We start from the raw sequence: 14,290 nt of genomic DNA, 5'->3' as shown, positions 1-14,290 counted from the left end.
TGATTAAATCAAACCGGCGTCTAATTTCATTTTTTTAAAGTGCATCTTATCCGAAAACCGTTTCGCACTTTTCGGGATGCGCTCTAATGCGGCACACGTATACGCACACCACCTTTCGAGCAGCCAATTGCTCCAAGGGCGCCTAGAGCATAATTCCTTAAACTTGGATCAGTTTAAGGTAAGATTATGCTCTAATTTTAAAGCGTTAGAGCGACCTTTGCGCGCCCAATAGGGCGCCCGGCGCTCTAGCTCAGCGGGAGAGTACTCGCTTCACACGCGAGGGGTCACAGGTTCAATCCCCGTCGCGCCCACCATTCTTGCAATGATATACTTTATCAATAGCCGGATAAGGACTGACCGCTCAAAGAGCGGCCAATCGAGATTCTGCCGTTTTGTCGAACGCTTTCTGCAGGCCTGAATCACGGTCGTAAATATCGTTGAAGAAACGAACATTACCGTTCGCGTCCGGCCAGGCTGTGAAATAGGCAATGTAAACCGGAACAGGGTTGGCGACTTTGAGGCCGCGCTCGTTCTTGCCGAAATATTTGCCCAGCTCTTCGACTGGCTTACCCAAAACGGCTGCTGCCATATCGCGTGGACGCTCCAGACGAATACAGCCATGGCTCAGTGCACGCATGTCGCGGCTGAAGTAGGATTTCGCCGGCGTGTCATGCATGTAGATATCGTGCGCATTGGGGAACAGAATCTTCAATTCACCCAAAGCGTTATCAAGGCTTGGCTTCTGACGGACACCAACATGCGCCTTACCCGCGGCCACAGCACTCCAATTGACTGCGCTTGCTGAAACCTTCTTGCCACCAACATAGACTTCATAGCCATTGCGATCGAGATAACTGGTATCGCGCATGACCTTGGGGAGCATTTCGTTCAGGATGATCGAGCGTGGCACGCCCCAGGAAGGATTGAAAACTACCGTCTGGACCTTGTTATAGAAAAAATAGGTCTGATGGGTCGGCGAACCAATGACCACATTCATGGCCAGCTTTTCTTTGCCGTCTTCGAAATATTCCGCCCGATAAGATGGCTGATTGACCATCACATAGCGCGAGCCAAAATCATGCGGCAGCCAGCGCAGACGCTCCATGGAATAGAGAATGCGATCACGTTTGACCGAATCCTGTTCGCCCTGAAGTGCTGCAATCGTGTTCTTGCCGATGATGCCATCTGGCGTGCTGCCCGAAAGCTTCTGATAGTCCTTGATGGCTATTGCCAATTCAGGATCATAGATGCTGGCATCAGCATGAGCCTGTAAAACATCGCGATGCTGTTCGAGATAGCTGGCTGGTGCATGTCGCGTGATCAGCGCCACCACTTTACCAAGCTGATCGTTGGTGTCGCCGGGGCGGATCGCCTTATCCAGCGAAATGCGAATAGGTTCGCCAACAGGCGCCTCCGTATTTGCCAGTTCGCGTTTCAACGAAGCGTAAGCCTCATTATTGGGTTGGAAACTTTTGAGATATGCGACCGGATCGCTTTCCGATGCGAGACGCGCCAGCACAGCCTTTGGATCAACGCGGCCACGCGGAAGATCATGGAACCCACTCAACCTGTCGGCAACAACGCGCCCCTCGCCTGCGTCTATGGCATAACGCAAAGCGCGTGCAGACATGCGGATTTCAAAATCAGCAAGCTTCTGCTGACGTTCCGTCAGCTCTGCTTCATCAAAATGATCACCCGGAATAGCGACAGCATATTCTTCTGGGTTCAGGCCATCATCATCAGCTTGTGCGAAGAAAGCTGCAACGTTCCGCGCCTTATCGAGCGCCTTGTTATCTGATGACCAGAGGAAAGTGCGCTTTTCCGAGTAGAAACTGACGATGGCTTCGGCGATCTGTTTTTCGGCTTTGACATCGACGGTTTTGAGGTAATCCGATGCCGCGTCAAAAGCGCGTTCACCTTGGGTCTCGTCAACTTTTTTAGAAGGGCCGATCGGCGACATGCCTGATGTCAAAGGATCAACGTGAGCCGGATCAACTGCAGCCGTCACCTGCATATCAACAGCCGAGAAATCGACCTTGAGCAGCGCGTCCGGTTTATAATTGTAGATTTGTGGTCCCTTGACCGTGACACGCTGCGCCGGTGGGACAGCAGCTCTCGGTACGGAAACAGTTTTCGCAGCCCCCTGTTCCGGAGCCGCGGGTGCGGCTTGCACTGGAGGTTGAACAGGCTGAGCTTGCTGCTGGCGGCGCTGCTGAAACAACTCCAGCAATGAGTTTGCTGCCTGCGCTTGCGTTGTCGAGAACAGCGTTGATGCTGTCAGAGCGAAAACAAGCGCATTACGGACATAAGGACCGCTTTTGCGATTATCTTTAATGTCCCGATTCAAATGTCTGGAGAACTGCATTCTAACCGCCAATTCAATGCAATCGCTAAAAAGCGAATCCGCTTCAATCTTTGCCCGTAGAATTGATGAATGTCGTATAGAATCTTTTAACGTTAACACATCCTCCGGTAATTTTGGCCCCAACTCCATCAATTTTTCTTGAAAAGTGCCTTCGCGGACACACTGCCTATCGCTTTAGTATCCGACTGAACAATGTGCCGCAGTGGATTCCGCCCTCCATCACGATAAAAGCCCCCGCAGAATATGCCCGGACTTTGTTTTGGGCTGAATAACGGAGTGCATCTCAAGAGATGCTGCAGGCAAGCAAGCGAGGTACCACAATGGCAGAAGCAAGCGCCGCCGATCTTTTCCCTCTTGGCGAAGATAACACCCCTTATCGCAAACTGACCTCGGATCATGTGTCGGTCGACACGTTCAAGGGACAGGAAATCCTGAGCGTTGATGCTGATGGCCTGCGCATTCTTTCGGAAGCGGCATTTGCTGATATCAATCACCTGTTGCGCCCGGGGCATCTGCAGCAGCTTGCCAACATTATGGAAGATCCGGAAGCCACCGATAATGACCGCTTTGTCGCCTATGACCTTCTGAAGAACGCCAATATCGCCGCCGGTGGTATTTTGCCGATGTGTCAGGACACTGGCACTGCGATCATCATGGGTAAGAAAGGCCGTCGCGTCTGGACTGAAGGCGGCGACGCCGATGCTTTGGGTGCTGGCGTTCTTGATGCATACAATAAGAAGAACCTGCGTTATTCGCAGCTTGCCCCCCTTTCGATGTTCGAAGAAAAGAACACCAAGAACAATCTGCCTGCTCAGATCGACATCTATGAAGAAGGCGAAGACGCCTATAAGTTCCTGTTTGTAGCTAAGGGCGGCGGTTCGGCCAACAAGACTTTTCTGTTTCAGGGCACGCCATCGCTGCTGACGCATGACCGCATGATCGACTTCCTCAAGGACAAGATCCTCAGCCTCGGCACAGCGGCCTGCCCGCCCTATCATCTGGCAATCGTTATTGGCGGCACGTCCGCTGAAATGAATCTGAAGACTGTGAAACTGGCATCGACGCGTTATCTCGACAGTCTGCCAACGCAAGGTTCCGAAACTGGTCATGCTTTCCGTGATCTGGAAATGGAAGCCGAAATTCACAAACTGACACAGTCGCTTGGCGTCGGCGCACAGTTTGGCGGCAAATATTTCTGCCACGATGTCCGCGTTATCCGTTTGCCGCGCCACGGTGCATCGCTGCCTATCGGGCTTGGCGTTTCCTGCTCGGCAGATCGTCAGGCCAAAGGAAAGATCACAAAGGACGGTATCTTCCTTGAGCAGCTTGAAACCAATCCGGCACAATATATGCCCGAGATTGATGAGGAAAAGCTGTCATCGCATGTGGTCAAGATCGATCTCAATCAGCCGATGGAAGAAATTCTCAAGGAACTGTCAAAGCACCCTGTAAAGACGCAGCTCTCGCTGACCGGGTCGATTATTGTCGCACGTGATCTCGCACATGCGAAAATTCGCGAACGTCTGGAAAATGGCGAAGCGATGCCCGATTATTTCAAAAACCATCCGATCTATTATGCGGGTCCCGCAAAAACCCCGACAGGCTATGCTTCGGGTTCATTCGGCCCGACAACCGCAGGTCGCATGGATTCCTATGTCGATCAGTTCCAATCGTTTGGTGGCTCGATGGTGATGCTCGCCAAGGGCAATCGCTCGCGTCAGGTTCGCGAAGCATGCGGCACCCACGGCGGCTTCTATCTTGGCTCCATCGGCGGTCCGGCTGCTCGTCTTGCACAGGACTGTATCAAGAAGGTTGAAGTGGTCGAGTATCCAGAACTCGGCATGGAAGCCATCTGGCGTATTGAAGTGGTCGACTTCCCGGCCTTTATCGTTATCGACGACAAGGGCAACGACTTCTTCAAAGAACTCAATCTCGGTTGAAATAAAGGCCTGGTTGAAAATAAAGGGCGGGAAACCGCCCTTTTCTTTATCTCGAATCGCGTTTCAGCCCTTTTTCTGAGAGCTCATCCAGATAAGTTTGCCAAAGCGCGTCTTTCTCGGTGCCCAGCTTATGAAGATAGGTCCATGAGAACAGGCCTGTGTCGTGCATATCGTCGAAGGTAATGCGGACAGCATAATTACCAATCGGGTCCATGCGCATAATTTCGACATTGCGTTTGCCGCCCACAGTCACGCGCTGCTCTGGTGAGTGCCCCTGCACTTCCGCCGACGGAGACAACACACGCAGAAGCTCCGCAGTCAGCTGGAACCGTTCACCGCTTTCAAAAGCCACCGTCAAAAGCTTGCGATCCTTCGAGACCCGCAGTTCGGTAGGCCAGACATCACTCATATTTGTTCTCCGTCATTCCAGCGGCGTTTCATTATATGACGGCTTGCATGTAAATACTGCATCAGCCGCTTCGAATTGCGTCAAATCAAAGAGATATTGATCTTTATCCATTATGAGAAGAGCCAAGGGATAGATCTGTTCGATTAATGTGCTCTTGCTTGAAGCTGCTATATCAAGGTGTAAACTGGACAAAGTGCTTCGCGAAACCTATCTCTAGGACTAAGATGCAGGCAGGCTCTGCAGCATGTGGAAACAATGGCTTACTCTATGCAACGTTCTCAAACACTGCCTGTTGTTTCTCCCACCGGACAAATGATTGATCCGTTTGGGCGCGCAGTAACCTATTTGCGCGTTTCAGTCACTGATCGTTGCGACTATCGCTGCACTTACTGTATGGCGGAACACATGACTTTCCTGCCGAAGAAAGACCTGCTGACGCTGGAAGAACTAGACCGGATTTGCAGCGCATTCATCGGCAAGGGCGTTCGCAAGTTGCGCCTGACCGGCGGAGAACCGCTGGTCCGCAAGAATATCATGCATCTTATTCGTGGGCTGTCGCGTCACCTTAAAACAGACGCACTGGACGAATTGACGCTCACCACCAATGGTTCCCAGCTGGCTCGATATGCGGATGAGCTGGCAGATTGCGGTGTGCGGCGTATCAATGTTTCAATGGACACACTCGATCCCGATAAGTTCCGCACCATCACTCGCTGGGGTGATCTTGATCGCGTTATTGAGGGTATCGATGCGGCTCAGAAGGCTGGGATTCGCGTTAAAATCAACGCGGTTGCGTTAAAAAACTTCAATGAATTCGAAATTCCGGAACTGATCCGCTGGGCGCATGGCCGCGGCATGGACATGACTTTGATCGAAACCATGCCGATGGGTGAAATCGAATTTGATCGCACCGATCAATATCTTCCACTTTCACAGCTGCGCGACGATCTCAGCCAGCAGTTTACGCTGACCGATATTCCGTACCGCACCGGCGGCCCTGCCCGTTATGCCACCATCGCTGAAACTGGTGGACGTCTTGGTTTCATTACACCTCTCACGCATAATTTCTGTGAAAGCTGCAATCGTGTGCGACTGACCTGTACCGGTATGCTTTATATGTGCCTCGGACAGAATGATGATGCGGATTTGCGCGCCGCAGTGCGCGCAAGTGAAAGCGACGCCATATTGAATGATGCGATTGATGAAGCCATCTCGCGCAAGCCCAAAGGCCATGATTTCATCATTGACCGAGATCATAACCGCCCGGCTGTTGCACGCCACATGAGCCTTACCGGCGGATAAATAATTTAAATACATCTGCAACAAGTGGTCTGATTCCGACATTTGCATCCCTCGATACAGGCGTTAAACAAATGTCGGAATCAAAAAGACCACTAGCAAGAGTTTGAATCTAGTGGATTTTTCGAATTTGACGTTTGAAACAGCATTTGTGTCAGTCGGAATCCAAACGTCAAATTCAATCCACTAGTATAAATTGGACCGAATCCAATTGATGCGATAGCGATATACATTCCTAAACCGGATTCCATATCGTGCCGCAGTCAGCTAATTTTCGTGCAAGTATATTTATGCTCCTCGCCATGGGTACATTCACCATCGGCGATACTATGACAAAATATCTGCTAACGCAGATGAACAGCGGTCAGTATATGTTCATCCGCGGGATATTCGCGACAATTGCGATAGGCCTGCTCGCTTGGCACAATGGCGCATTGCGCAATTTGTCGATGGACTTGATGACGGCGTTGCGCGTTTTGGGCGAAGTGCTGGCGACCGTCACTTATATCTTTTCTCTCGGCCACCTTTCACAGGCATTTTGTTCAGCCGTGTTTCAGGCAACGCCGCTGGTCGTCACCCTTGGCGCCGTACTTTTCCTCAATGAGAAAGTCGGTTGGCGACGATGGATGTGTATCTCCTTAGGCCTTGTAGGGGTTATAATCATTATTCGTCCCGGCACCGATAGTTCAGCAAGTCTTGCTGCCGTTGGCATTCTTCTATCCAGTGTCTGTTTCGCGGCTATGCGCGATATCGCGACCCGTCGCGTGCCCGCACATGTTCCCACACTTTATCTGTCCACACTGACCGCCGGTGCCATAGCTCTTACAGGCGGCGGCCTGATTCAGCCTATGGGCGGCTGGCAGCCCGTTGGCCTCGCGCCGGTTCTGATTATGGCTTTGGCTGCCGGGCTTCTGCTGATTGGATATCACTTCATCATCATGGCCATGCGCGAAGGTGAAATCTCGTTTGTCTCACCATTTCGCTATTCGAGCCTGCTTTGGGCGATCCTGTTGAGCACTGTTGTTTTCAACGAAGCACCAGATTCCTATACAATTGCCGGATCAATTCTTGTCGTCGGCAGCGGCATCTATATGGTTTATCGAGAAAATGTTCGCAAAAAACGCGAGCAGAACAAGAGCACTTTGGCGGCAACGCCAACCGGAGTGGAACCGTCGTAATGGGAGAAACGACCCGCATTGCAGGTGCAATTATTGCAGGCGGTGAATCCAGCCGTATGCAAGCGGGCGGTGTGGCCGGTGACAAATTTCTGCAAAAACTTGGCTCGCAAACAATCATCTCATGTGTTGCAGAGCGGCTTTCACCGCAGGTAGATCATCTTTTTCTCAATGCAAATGGCGACCCCAGCCGCCTATCAAAGCTGAATATTCCGGTAGTCGGAGATTCACCTTCTTCGCATGGTGGACCACTTGTCGGACTAAAAACTGCACTGGAATACAGCCGAGAGTTCTCATTCTTATTGAGTGTTGCGGCCGACAGTCCATTCTTTCCCCGAGATCTGATATCCCGACTTTATGAGCGACAAAAGAAAACTGCGGCTCGCATTGTGCTGGCCAGTTCGAATGGACGCGTGCATCCAATTTTCGGACTTTGGGGAACAGACCTGTTGCGACCGCTCGATGAATGGCTCACACATGCTGAAAAAGCCAGCGTTCTTGCCTTTGCGCGGCATATCGGCTTTGAAGAAGTCGATTTTCCCCTTATGCAGCTCGCTCAAAGCGAAACTTTTGATCCTTTCTTCAACATCAACAGACCTGAAGATCTGATTGAAGCGATCCGTCTTAATGAGGCCCTGAAATGACCCATAAGCTGTTCGGCATCACTGGCTGGAAAAACTCGGGCAAGACCACGTTAACCGAAAGGCTCGTTCAGGAGCTAACCAAACGTGGCTATCGAATCGCAACAGTGAAACACGCCCACCATAATTTTGATATCGATCACGTTGGCACGGATTCGTGGCGACACCGAAATGCAGGAGCCGCTGAAGTCGCCATCGTATCCTCCGCGCGCTTTGCAATCATGCATGAAAATCTGGGCGAAGAGGAACCGTCGTTACAAGCGATCGTGGGTAAACTCGCCCCGTGCGATCTGGTTCTGATTGAGGGCTATAAGCGCGAATCTCATAAAAAAATCGAACTTCGACGCTCCGGCGGGCACGTTGGTCCGCCGCTTTGTGAGGACGATTCCAGCATCGTTGCAATTGCCAGCGACCACTTGGTGCAACATGAAAAATTGCCCGTGTTTGATCTGGATGCAATCGAAGAAATTGCAGACTATGTTGTGCAATTGATGGAGCTTTGAGGATTTCCCCATTAGCTTCGCCAGTATCCGTAAAAACCACGGTAATATCGTTATATTCTATAGAAATCCCTTTTAAATCCCCTTTCTACATGCACAATTAAATTACGCAAACCGTCTTGCAATGACATGGAAAATGGTGGGATTATCAAGTTCTGGGCGGATGACTGGGCATAAGTGCGAAAAAATATTGCGCGTCGTCAACTCTAGCATCTATTGGTAATAAACGGGGGATCGACTGTCAGACTTACTACTTAAAATATTATGTCGACAGCGTCTCTTGAAGCGGCTGAACCAGAAAAAGAATCAGGGAACCAGCCACAACTAAACGAGAGGACTAGGAATGCGCGTTATAAAGCGTATCGCTGCGGCGACATCAGTTGCAGCACTTGCTATCACACTCGGCAGCATGAGCGCCGGTATTGCCAATGCTCAGGAACCATTGAAGCTCAAGATTGGGACGGAAGGTGCCTACCCTCCATTCAATTTCATCAAGCCAGACGGCACGCTTTCCGGCTTTGACGTAGATATTGCCCGGGCGCTCTGCGACGAAATGAAAGCCGAATGTGAATTCGTGACGCAGGAATGGGACGGTGCTATCCCTGCCCTTCAGTCCGGTAAGTTCGATGCCTTCATCGCGTCTATGTCCATCACCGACGAACGCAAGAAGCAGGTCGACTTCTCGAACAAATATTACAACACACCTCCCGGCATCGCAGCGCCTAAGGATACCGACATCAAGGGCGTGACCAAGGAAGATCTGGCAGGCAAGACGATCGGTGTACAGGTTTCGACCACACACGCCAATTATTCGGAGAAGACCTTCACCGACAGCACGATCAAGGCTTATCCGACTGCCGAAGAATATCGTCTCGATCTCGCAAATGGTCGCCTTGACGCAGTTAACGACGACAGCGTTACATTGGCCGAATGGCTGAAATCGCCAGATGGCGCCTGCTGCAAGATGGTTGGCACTTTCCCGCCTGTTATCGAAATTCACGGTCCTGGTGCCGGCGTCGCCTTCAAAAAGGGCCGTCCTGAGCTGATTGAAAAGTTCAACGAAGCGATCAAGGCAATCCGCGCTAACGGCAAGTACAAAGAAGTCAATGACAAGTACTTTGATTTCGATGCCTATGGTGCAGAAAACTAAGATATCTTAACATTCATGCGCCGGTTTACTTCCACGTAAACCGGCGTAACTATTTGGGCTATAATGAGAAAATCAAAATTTATCGGGTCTTGTTTCACGACAGACTTGAAGCCCTCAGGAAGAGAATAGGCGCATGGAACATTACGCCACGCTATTGAGTTTCGGCCCTGACGGTTGGGGCGCCAGTATCGCCAACGGGCTTATGGTGACAATCGCATTGGCCGTCGCGACCCTACCCGTCGGCCTCGCCCTTGGCTTTATCGTTGCCTTGGGCAAACAATCGGAAGAGCCATCGGTTCGGCTTGCGAGCAATATCTACACGACCATTTTTCGCGGATTGCCGGAGCTACTGACACTTTTTCTCGTATATTTCGGTGCGTCGCTTGGTTTGCAACGCCTACTGGCTCTGTTCGATGTCAACGCAAATATCGAGATCAATGCCTTTGTCGCGGGTATGATCGCACTTGGTTTCGTTTTCTCGTCTTATTCGAGTGAGGTCTTTCTGTCGGCGTTCCGGGCGATCCCGCGTGGGCAATATGAAGGCGGTTACGCGGTTGGTCTTTCGCATTGGCAGACGATGCGCAAAGTCATTCTCCCGCAATTGATCAAGATTGCACTTCCGGGCCTTGCCAATCTCTGGCTTGTACTACTGAAAGACACATCGCTCGTTTCGGTCATTACGCTGTCAGACATTCTGCGCCAGACGTCGATTGCTGCACGCGTGACCAAGGAGCCATTCCTGTTCTTCGGCGTCGCCTGCTTGCTCTATCTCGCGCTTGCAATCATCTCCTCATATTTCATCAACCGCATCGCTCGTTGGGCAGATGCGGGTAATAAAGCGTCGCGAGGAGCCTGATTATGAGTGAAATCACCTCTCGCAGCGAAGCAGATGTTCTGGCCCCTCCTCAAATAACCAGAGGTTGGTCACGCACACGCATCGCCGGTCACATCATCGTTGCGTTCTGGGCACTGCTTTTCGTCGGACTGGCGCTCTATCTCTATAATGCGTGGCGTATCGATCTGTTTGAAACCTACGCTCCGCGTTATTGGTCCGGGCTGCTGGTTACACTACAGCTTGTTGCAGTTTCGATTGTTATTGGAGCGCTCTTGTCGCTACCAATCACAGCGGCACGCATGTCGAAGAACCGATGGCTGCGCGGCATCGCCTTTGCCTATGTCTATTTCTTCCGTGGCACACCGCTGCTCGCGCAAACCTTCCTGATCTATTACGGTTTCGGCACCTTCCGTCCTTTCCTTGAAAGTATTGGCCTTTGGGTGTTCTTCCGTGACGCATGGAACTGCGCGATTCTGGCCTTTTCGCTCAACACTGCAGCCTATCAGGCAGAAATCCTGCGTGGCGCTATTCAGAGCGTTGCCGCTGGACAATGGGAAGGTGCGGCGGCTCTCGGTATCTCCAAGCGTGTGACATTCTGGAAAGTGATCCTGCCTCAGGCTTTGATCGTGGCTTTGCGTCCGTATGGCAACGAAATTATCCTGATGATCAAGGGATCGGCTATCGTCGCAATCATCACCGTGCTCGATCTCATGGGGGAAACACGCCGTGCCTATTCAAGGACTTTTGATTTCCAGACTTATATCTGGGCAGCAGTTATCTACCTGCTAATTGTCGAATGCCTGCGGCACGTCTGGGACTTCCTTGAACGGCGACTGACAAGACATTTGATCCGCTAATCTTACGAACAAAAGAAAATTTATCGCCCCCGTTAGCCTTGCAGCTACCGGGGGCGATCTGCTTTAAATACATGCATATTGTTAAATGTAGCTCGCGTCTTTTAATCACAAACCGATAGGCTCAATCATGCTGAAAATCTGGGGTCGAACCAATTCCACCAATGTAAAAAAGGTGCTTTGGATAGCCGAAGAACTCGGGCTCGAATATGAACAGATCGATGTAGGTGGGCAGTTTGGCGGTTTACAAGATTCAAATTTCCTGGCTCGCAACCCCAACGGTCTCATTCCCCTTCTCGAAGACGGCGACACCACACTTTGGGAATCCAATGTAATCGTTCGTTATCTTGCTGCAATGCATGCGGAGAGCAGCCTTTGGATTGAAGCCCCTGCCGAACGTGCTCAAGTGGAAAAATGGATGGATTGGGCTTCCTCCACGCTCTATGCCGACTTTCGCGATGTGATCATGAACTTGATCCGCCTTCCGGAAGACAAGCGTGATAAGGCGGCCATGCAGCGGGGGATTGATGGTCTGACGCGATCACTCAAAATTGCCGATCAGGCACTTGCCAACCAGCCATGGTTATCGGGTGAAGATTTCGGCATCGGCGACATTCCACTGGGTTGCTATGCCCATGCATGGTTCGAGTTTCCGATTGAACGCACTTCAACGCCTCATCTCGAAGACTGGTATAACCGTCTTACGCAGCGTCCCGCCTATCGCAAAGCGGTTATGACGCCCCTTACCTAATTCTATGTTTTGACACGTTTCCTCTGGAGGTTTTTAGACAATGACAGCAATTAAAGTGGCCTTCCTCGGCCTCGGCGTGATGGGCTATCCGATGGCGGGCCATCTGAAGACCAAAGGTGGCTACAACGTTACAGTTTATAATCGCACGAGTGCAAAAGCTGTAAAATGGGCCGAACAGTTCGACGGCAACCATGCAACCACTCCTGCCGAAGCAGCACGTGATGCAGATTTCGTTTTCTGTTGCGTTGGCAATGACAACGATCTGCGAGAAGTGACAACCGGTCCAGATGGCGCTTTTTCGACAATGAAAAAGAACGCTATTTTTATCGACAACACCACGGCTTCCGCGGAAGTAGCACGTGAACTCGACGCAGAAGCGCAGAAGCGTGGATTTCATTTCATTGATGCGCCTGTGTCTGGCGGCCAGGCTGGCGCAGAAAATGGCGTTCTGACCGTGATGGTCGGCGCGTCAGATGCCGTTTTTGACAAGGCCAAGCCGATCATCGAAGCCTATGCACGTTCGGTCGGGTTGATGGGGCCTGTCGGATCGGGTCAGCTCGCCAAGATGGTCAATCAGATTTGCATTGCAGGTCTTGTTCAGGGCCTCGCGGAAGGTATCCACTTCGGTAAAAAAGCTGGCCTGGATATCGAGAAGCTGATCAGTGTCATCTCCAAGGGTGCCGCAGGTTCCTGGCAGATGGAAAACAGGCATAGCACCATGAACGAAAGCAAATATGAATTTGGCTTTGCTGTCGACTGGATGCGCAAGGATCTCGGTATCTGTCTCGAGGAAGCCGATCGTAATGGTGCGGTGCTGCCTGTAACCGCCTTGGTTGATCAGTTTTACAAAGAAGTGCAGAAAATCGGCGGCGGTCGCTGGGATACGTCTTCCCTGCTTGCTCGCCTTGAGCGGTAGAATAAGTCTCAACAAAAAAGCCCGGCTTGAAGCCGGGCTTTTTTGTTGTCCTGATTAAACAATCAGAACTTGACCTTAGCCGTCAGCGACAAAGCGCCGACGAAGTCATTGCCGAAATCACCCTTAGAACCAGTGGCATTCGATACGCCGTTGACGACCGTATCATCCATCTCCCCCGAGGTCAGCCAGCCTGCTGCACCAGCAAGGCGAACTTCGAAGTTATCGGTAGCCTTATAGTTGGTGCCCAGACCAAACAGCCAGATATCTGTCTGTGATGTAAGACCTGTGGTTGTGCCACGATCCCAGGTAACTGTCGCTGCAGCCGACCACTGATCATTGAACTTGTGACCAACGCCACCGCTAACAGTCCAGCCATCCTGATAATAGAGGTTCAGGTTGGTAATGTTCGTTCCCTTAGGAATGATCACGCCCGGTGCAAGCTGGAGGTTCGAAGAAGAGTCGAATGCAACTTTTTCAATGCTGGACCAGTCAGTCCACTTGACCGAACCAAAAGCAAGCCAATCTGGAGCAATACCGGTCTGGAACTTAAATTCAACCGACTGTGGTGTTGCGACATCGCTGGCGACACTAATCGGAAGAGCACGTCCGGTAATCGGGCTCAGCGCTAGATTATCGATGGTGCCTTCAAGGTTATACTTGACCTCAGACTGGTACACCACGCTTGCACGGATCGCATATTCAGGGAGCTCATAGGCAGCGCCGATACGCCAGCCAAAGGCCTTGTCTTCAACGTCAAGCGAAGCGATACGGAACGAACCGCGAAATGCAGAACCCGGTGGAATCATACGGGTCTGTTCGCCCTTCAGTTCCTGATAGCTGACACCGCCAAGAAGGCGGAAATAGCCCTTTTCACCCGCATTGAAACGATAAGAACAGTTCAAGCCGTAATCGTTGGATGAGATTTTCTGCTCGATCGCAGTAAACATGCGGATATTGTCGGTGCCGACATCTGTGTGGATACCCCAAGGCTGGCGGTACTGCGCCGCACAAGCCAAATCATCCGTAAGATCAACCTTGGCGGAAAATTTCGGAACCCAATAGCTCTTTGCTTCATCCACTTCTGTGGAATAAGGCTGCCTTGTTATAGGGTTGATACCACCGGTCGCAGTTCCGATCGGCCCGCGAATATTCTTCAGCTTACGCTGCGGGGCCACAAACGTGCCTGTTGTATCGATCACGGTGCCCTGCTCAAACAGAATGTCAAAATCCTGCGAACTACGTTCAAAGCCGCCTGCATGTGCGCCAACGGCACTCCCCAACAGACCCGCTACGATCCCGACAGCTTTCATGCGCTGCAGCTTCATAAAATGTCCTCCCAAACAGAATCCAATGAACACCAGCAATTTACTTTGACGCAAACGTAAATCAGGAAGGATTCAGCCTGCAAGATGCATAAATTGGGAGAACAGCAAGTAGCGAAGACGTGTTTTGACG

General features: G+C 51.3%; 13 protein-coding genes. 10 read left to right on the top strand and 3 right to left on the bottom strand.

Annotation, left to right across the window (positions count from 1 at the left end):
• Positions 1 to 361: 361 nt before the first annotated feature.
• Complete coding sequence (locus CEV33_RS19385) at positions 362 to 2,365, bottom strand: L,D-transpeptidase family protein (RefSeq protein WP_094542013.1); 2,004 nt, start codon at positions 2,363 to 2,365, stop codon at positions 362 to 364.
• Between the two features lie 290 nt (positions 2,366 to 2,655).
• Between CEV33_RS19385 and CEV33_RS19380 the strand changes: the two genes are divergently transcribed.
• Positions 2,656 to 4,305, top strand: a complete 1,650-nt coding sequence (locus CEV33_RS19380; protein WP_328588585.1) for a fumarate hydratase — start codon at positions 2,656 to 2,658, stop codon at positions 4,303 to 4,305.
• A gap of 46 nt (positions 4,306 to 4,351) precedes the next feature.
• Here CEV33_RS19380 and CEV33_RS19375 read toward each other — a convergent pair whose 3' ends face one another.
• Positions 4,352 to 4,714, bottom strand: a complete 363-nt coding sequence (locus CEV33_RS19375; RefSeq protein WP_094542012.1) for a gamma-butyrobetaine hydroxylase-like domain-containing protein — start codon at positions 4,712 to 4,714, stop codon at positions 4,352 to 4,354.
• Between the two features lie 267 nt (positions 4,715 to 4,981).
• Here CEV33_RS19375 and moaA point away from each other — a divergent pair, with 267 nt between their 5' ends.
• From moaA to CEV33_RS19330, 9 genes are all read left to right on the top strand, one after another.
• Positions 4,982 to 6,016 (top strand): GTP 3',8-cyclase MoaA, encoded by a 1,035-nt coding sequence (gene moaA, locus CEV33_RS19370; RefSeq protein WP_094542011.1) that lies wholly within the window; start codon positions 4,982 to 4,984, stop codon positions 6,014 to 6,016.
• A 287-nt stretch (positions 6,017 to 6,303) separates the two neighbouring features.
• Positions 6,304 to 7,191: a DMT family transporter gene (locus CEV33_RS19365; protein WP_094542010.1), complete on the top strand. Its 888-nt coding sequence runs from the start codon at positions 6,304 to 6,306 to the stop codon at positions 7,189 to 7,191.
• Positions 7,191 to 7,832, top strand: a complete 642-nt coding sequence (mobA, locus tag CEV33_RS19360) for a molybdenum cofactor guanylyltransferase (protein ID WP_094542009.1) — start codon at positions 7,191 to 7,193, stop codon at positions 7,830 to 7,832. Before CEV33_RS19365 ends, mobA begins: the two co-directional genes overlap by 1 nt.
• Positions 7,829 to 8,332, top strand: coding sequence for a molybdopterin-guanine dinucleotide biosynthesis protein B (mobB, locus tag CEV33_RS19355; protein WP_094542008.1), 504 nt, complete (start codon positions 7,829 to 7,831; stop codon positions 8,330 to 8,332). Before mobA ends, mobB begins: the two co-directional genes overlap by 4 nt.
• 340 nt (positions 8,333 to 8,672) lie before the next feature.
• A complete protein-coding gene (locus CEV33_RS19350; RefSeq protein WP_094542007.1) occupies positions 8,673 to 9,479 on the top strand; it encodes an ABC transporter substrate-binding protein in 807 nt (268 codons plus the stop codon).
• A gap of 133 nt (positions 9,480 to 9,612) precedes the next feature.
• A complete protein-coding gene (locus CEV33_RS19345; RefSeq protein ID WP_094542006.1) occupies positions 9,613 to 10,335 on the top strand; it encodes an ABC transporter permease in 723 nt (240 codons plus the stop codon).
• A gap of 2 nt (positions 10,336 to 10,337) precedes the next feature.
• A complete protein-coding gene (locus CEV33_RS19340) occupies positions 10,338 to 11,171 on the top strand; it encodes an ABC transporter permease (protein WP_094542005.1) in 834 nt (277 codons plus the stop codon).
• A gap of 127 nt (positions 11,172 to 11,298) precedes the next feature.
• The gene (locus tag CEV33_RS19335) at positions 11,299 to 11,919 is read left to right on the top strand and encodes a glutathione S-transferase family protein (protein ID WP_094542004.1); all 621 of its coding nucleotides are present in this window, start codon (positions 11,299 to 11,301) and stop codon (positions 11,917 to 11,919) included.
• A 40-nt stretch (positions 11,920 to 11,959) separates the two neighbouring features.
• Positions 11,960 to 12,835, top strand: coding sequence for an NAD(P)-dependent oxidoreductase (locus tag CEV33_RS19330; protein WP_094542003.1), 876 nt, complete (start codon positions 11,960 to 11,962; stop codon positions 12,833 to 12,835).
• A gap of 62 nt (positions 12,836 to 12,897) precedes the next feature.
• Here CEV33_RS19330 and CEV33_RS19325 read toward each other — a convergent pair whose 3' ends face one another.
• Positions 12,898 to 14,145, bottom strand: coding sequence for an OmpP1/FadL family transporter (locus CEV33_RS19325; protein ID WP_268875817.1), 1,248 nt, complete (start codon positions 14,143 to 14,145; stop codon positions 12,898 to 12,900).
• Between the last annotated feature and the right edge of the window lie 145 nt (positions 14,146 to 14,290).

This window comes from Brucella grignonensis, from assembly GCF_002252505.1.
Lineage (GTDB): Bacteria > Pseudomonadota > Alphaproteobacteria > Rhizobiales > Rhizobiaceae > Brucella > Brucella grignonensis.
The sequence above is the reverse complement of the archived record's forward strand: the minus strand, read 5'-3'. Positions and strand labels throughout refer to the sequence as shown.

Coding starts and splice junctions, on each gene's coding strand:
- CEV33_RS19385 (WP_094542013.1), bottom strand. CDS start 2,365: ATGCAGTTCTCCAGACATTTGAATCGGGACATTAAAGATAATCGCAAA.
- CEV33_RS19380 (WP_328588585.1), top strand. CDS start 2,656: ATGCTGCAGGCAAGCAAGCGAGGTACCACAATGGCAGAAGCAAGCGCC.
- CEV33_RS19375 (WP_094542012.1), bottom strand. CDS start 4,714: ATGAGTGATGTCTGGCCTACCGAACTGCGGGTCTCGAAGGATCGCAAG.
- moaA (WP_094542011.1), top strand. CDS start 4,982: ATGCAACGTTCTCAAACACTGCCTGTTGTTTCTCCCACCGGACAAATG.
- CEV33_RS19365 (WP_094542010.1), top strand. CDS start 6,304: ATGCTCCTCGCCATGGGTACATTCACCATCGGCGATACTATGACAAAA.
- mobA (WP_094542009.1), top strand. CDS start 7,191: ATGGGAGAAACGACCCGCATTGCAGGTGCAATTATTGCAGGCGGTGAA.
- mobB (WP_094542008.1), top strand. CDS start 7,829: ATGACCCATAAGCTGTTCGGCATCACTGGCTGGAAAAACTCGGGCAAG.
- CEV33_RS19350 (WP_094542007.1), top strand. CDS start 8,673: ATGCGCGTTATAAAGCGTATCGCTGCGGCGACATCAGTTGCAGCACTT.
- CEV33_RS19345 (WP_094542006.1), top strand. CDS start 9,613: ATGGAACATTACGCCACGCTATTGAGTTTCGGCCCTGACGGTTGGGGC.
- CEV33_RS19340 (WP_094542005.1), top strand. CDS start 10,338: ATGAGTGAAATCACCTCTCGCAGCGAAGCAGATGTTCTGGCCCCTCCT.
- CEV33_RS19335 (WP_094542004.1), top strand. CDS start 11,299: ATGCTGAAAATCTGGGGTCGAACCAATTCCACCAATGTAAAAAAGGTG.
- CEV33_RS19330 (WP_094542003.1), top strand. CDS start 11,960: ATGACAGCAATTAAAGTGGCCTTCCTCGGCCTCGGCGTGATGGGCTAT.
- CEV33_RS19325 (WP_268875817.1), bottom strand. CDS start 14,145: ATGAAAGCTGTCGGGATCGTAGCGGGTCTGTTGGGGAGTGCCGTTGGC.